Below are 3,850 nucleotides of genomic sequence, written 5' to 3'. Positions count from 1 at the left end.
CTGGCCACGTGAGACAAGCTCTAAACCCCGACTACTGCGGCACCAGACTATCGAGCTAACATGTCGGCGACATCACCCTAACGAGGTTATATCAGTTTATCTGAAATGTTTGGCAAGAGGTAAATTTATGGCTTGGTATTTACAGAGGAAGAGGCTGGATAACTCTGATCGGATGGCGCGTGAGTCCACGGACAGGAAAATCGAGACTAGTTTCGACGGGCTGGGCGCACTATAAGGGGCGGGGGATTGAAATCAGTGGCGACGTGGTGCGCGCACCACCACAGTCACCGCAGGCGAACGCGATCGTGGAACGCCGGGTCGGCACCGTCCGCAGGGAATGCCCCGACCCGGCATGCCGCGTTTTCCTGGGACGCAACAGTACCGGGCGCGATCGCCGCTCTGCTCTGATGGGGCGCGGTGACGACAGACAGATCGGCGGGGCAGCGCGGCCGTCACGCCGTCGGGAAGCGCGTTCGGCATGCGTTCTCGTCACCGGGTGCCACTCGCCTGTTACGAGATCATCGGTGGCGATTGGCGGGGCCAGCGTGTGGGACTTCACTCCGCCAGCCAGGTCAGCCGATGTGTGCGGGAGGCGCATCCTCGGTGTGGTGTTGCCTGGCCGCGTTGATGGCGGTGGCGGTGACGATCAGACCGGCGAGGAACATCGCGGCGGCGGCAGCGAAGGCCATGGCGTAGCCGTGGGTCAGTGCGTCCTGTGCTCTCGCGATCAGGTTGATGTCGTTCGTGGCCAGGCCTTGGTAGAGGGCTCCGGCGGCTTCAGAAAGCTTGTTGTCAGCCGTGGAGGTGGCGATGGTCGACAGGACCGCGAGGCCGAGGGCTCCGCCGATCTGCTGGGCGGTGTTCAGGAGTGCTGAGGCGATCCCGGAGTCCTCGTGTGCAACGTCGCTGACTGCGCCGAGTGTCATGGGGACGAAGCTCAGGCCGAGGCCGAGCCCGGTGAGGAACATCGCCGGCATCAGGTGTCCGGCGTACGGGGAGTCCGGATCGAGGGCGGCGAACCAGAGCATGCCCGCGGCCGCCGCGAGCAGGCCCGGTCCGGCGATCACGCGGGGGGCGACGTGGGTGACCAGTTTGGAGCTGACACCGGCGGCGATGGCGATGCCGAAGCTGAAGGGCAGGTAGGCGAAGCCGGTCCGGACGGGGCTGTAGCCGAGGATGAGCTGCATGTACAGCGTCAGGAAGTAGAAGGTCGCGAACATGCCGGCACCGATGAGCAGCATCGTGGCGTAGGAACCAGACCGGTTGCGGTCCTGGAACAGCCGTAGCGGCATCATCGGGTGGGCGGTCCGGGCCTGGATGAGAAGGAACGTCACCAGTAGCACGGCCGCCACGGCGAAGGCGGTCAGGGTGGCGCTGTCGCTCCAGCCGTGCGCGCCGCCGTGGGTGATGCCGTAGACCAGTGCGATCAGGCCGCCCGTTCCCGTGACAGCGCCGGGGACATCGACGCGGCCCGGGTCGCGTTCGGCCTCGACGAGGCTTCGGGTTCCGGCGAGGACGACCAGGCCGATAGGGACGTTGATGAAGAAGACCCATCGCCAGCTCAGGACGTCGGTGAGTGTGCCGCCCAACAGCAGACCGACTGTGGCGCCGACACCTCCCATCGCGGCGTACATACCCATAGCCGTATTACGGGGCTTGCCGGGTGGAAATGTCGTAGTGATCAGGGCCAGCGCGTTGGGGGCAGCGAGCGCGGCGCCGATGCCTTGCAGGACGCGGGCGCTGATCAACAGGGCCTCGTTAGGGGCCAGTCCTCCCAGCAGTGAGGCCAGCGTAAAGATCCCGATGCCGGTCTGGAACATTCGTCGCCGGCCGAAGAGATCGCCGGTGCGTCCGCCGAGCAGTAGCAGCCCACCGAAGGCCAGCGCGTAGGAGTTGACGATCCAGGCCAGGTTCGCGTCGGACACGTCGAGATCGGTCTGGATGCTGGGTAGAGCGATGTTGGTGATCGTGGCGTCGAGGACCACCACCAGCTGTGCTGCGGCGATCACGAACAGAGCCAGGCCGAGGTGATGGCTCGTGGGCGGGGCCGCGGGGGTGCCCGGTCGCACGGGGGCGGCGGTCGCGCTGTCAGCAGACATACAGGTACTCCAGAAGGTGCGCTGGCAAAATTGCCCCGGCCATAAAACAGGTGCAGGGGTAGACTTCTTGTTTCAGATCGGCGGCTTCCGGCGAGATGAAGAAGGTGCCGTGCGATCCGAGGTCCGGGTTCGAGAAGCCGTCCGGTCGGGTGCGGGTCGAGAGTGAACCCTAGCAGCGAAAATGAATCACCCGGGTTAGGCGCTCTACATCTTCCGTGTGATGGTTGTCGCGCTTGACGAGCCGGCCAGACCCGTGGGCAACGGATATCGGCTAAGTTCGGGGTGCCGCTTGCTTTTTCGGACCGGGTATGAGCACGGTGAAGCATCGGCCGACAGTGCGCACGCTTGTCAGGGAAATGCAAGTCGCCACCCTTGAGAATCCTGCGCGCGGCGTTGGCTCACAGACGCTGCTTATCGGCCGTGTTCACCGAACCTGCTCACGCCGTCTAAGGCTCGACCGGTCAGGGCCGCCTTACATATACCCTGGCTCCCCAGAACACGGCACCCCGGTGCCGTCTGCCCCGTCGACGCGGACTTCCTTCACGCGCAAGTTGTCCCGGGGGACGACCAAGCCGATCACACCCTGGGGCAGGTCGTCGCGGTGGTCCATGGACTTGCCGTAGCGGCGGAACCCCGACCGGTGAGTCACCATCACCATCGGGGATGCCCACGTCTTCGCAGACCCATTTGGCCGCGGGCAGCTTCGCACGGTTGGCGACCAGCGCGAACAGCTCCGCGCCACATCCGTGGTGAACCGCCGGTCACCGACCGCCTTCTCCAGCGCGGCAGCGACGCGAGTTCGCACGACAGGCCGTCGAGGCAACGCGATCGGCGGCTACGGCCCCGCGCCGGGAGCCTACCTGGACACGCCAGCGACCGGCGCGGCAGGGGCCTCACCGTTATCCACCAGGCCGGCATCGGCTACTACGCTCAAGCCCTCGAACGTCCTGCTGTCCTCCCATGCCAGCAGCCGCGCCGTCACATTCATTCCAGGACAGCCCCAGACTGATTTCCGTCGCCCTATAGGTCAGTCTTACTTCGACGCGATGCCCTCGTAGGCGAAGCTGAAGAGCTCCGGCCCGCCCATCCGGTACGTCTGGACGGTGTCGAGCGTGAACCCGGCGTTTTCGATCAAATTATCGACAGGCCGGTTGAGGTGGCAGCCGCCGAACACCTTTCCCCATAGGGGCGTGAGGCGCTCTTGCCGCTGGGCGACACGGTGGTTGGGTGAACGGCCATGCTCGACGAAGTGCACCGTGCCGCCGGGTCGCAACACCCGGCGCGCCTCACGCAGCGCCCGGTCGACGTCCGGGACGGTGCACAGGGTCCACGTGACCAGCACGTGGTCCACCGATGCGTCCGGGACGGGTAGCCGCTGGCTGTCGTCGCCGACGAACTCGACCGGGATGGGGGCGGCGGCGATGCGGCGGGCCGCCAGCCTGCGGCCGACGGCTGCGGGTTCCACAGCCAGGAGCCGGGTGACTTCAGGTGGAAGGTGGGGCAGGTTACGCCCGGAACCGAACCCGATCTCCAGGACCTCGCCGGACAGGCCGGTGGTGACGCGGGCCCGGGTGGGCTCCATCGGCCTCCCGAGGGCAAGGTCGATGAACCGGGGCAGGATCTGGTCGTCGTAGAAGCCCATCACTTCTCCTTGGTTCTCTTTGATATCGACGCAGGTCAGCTCCACGGCGGTCGGAATAACCTGTCCGGCTCTGTTGTGTCAGGCCGGGGTCGCATTCCATGCACCCGTA

General features: G+C 65.8%; 2 protein-coding genes. Both read right to left on the bottom strand.

The genetic code is table 11. The features are described 5' to 3' along the window. Positions 1–572 precede the first annotated feature (572 nt). Positions 573–2,099 carry an MFS transporter gene (locus E0504_RS45530; protein WP_131627591.1) on the bottom strand — a complete coding sequence of 509 codons (1,527 nt, stop codon included), beginning with the start codon at positions 2,097–2,099 and terminating at the stop codon, positions 573–575. 1,033 nt (positions 2,100–3,132) lie between these two features. Next, positions 3,133–3,741, bottom strand: coding sequence for a class I SAM-dependent methyltransferase (locus E0504_RS45520; protein WP_131627587.1), 609 nt, complete (start codon positions 3,739–3,741; stop codon positions 3,133–3,135). Positions 3,742–3,850 lie beyond the last annotated feature (109 nt).

This window comes from Parafrankia sp. BMG5.11, from assembly GCF_004337455.1.
The sequence above is the reverse complement of the archived record's forward strand: the minus strand, read 5'-3'. Positions and strand labels throughout refer to the sequence as shown.

Bases quoted from the DNA above. Each gene is read 5' to 3' on its own strand.
- E0504_RS45530 (WP_131627591.1), bottom strand. From the start codon at position 2,099: ATGTCTGCTGACAGCGCGACCGCCGCCCCCGTGCGACCGGGCACCCCC.
- E0504_RS45520 (WP_131627587.1), bottom strand. From the start codon at position 3,741: ATGGGCTTCTACGACGACCAGATCCTGCCCCGGTTCATCGACCTTGCC.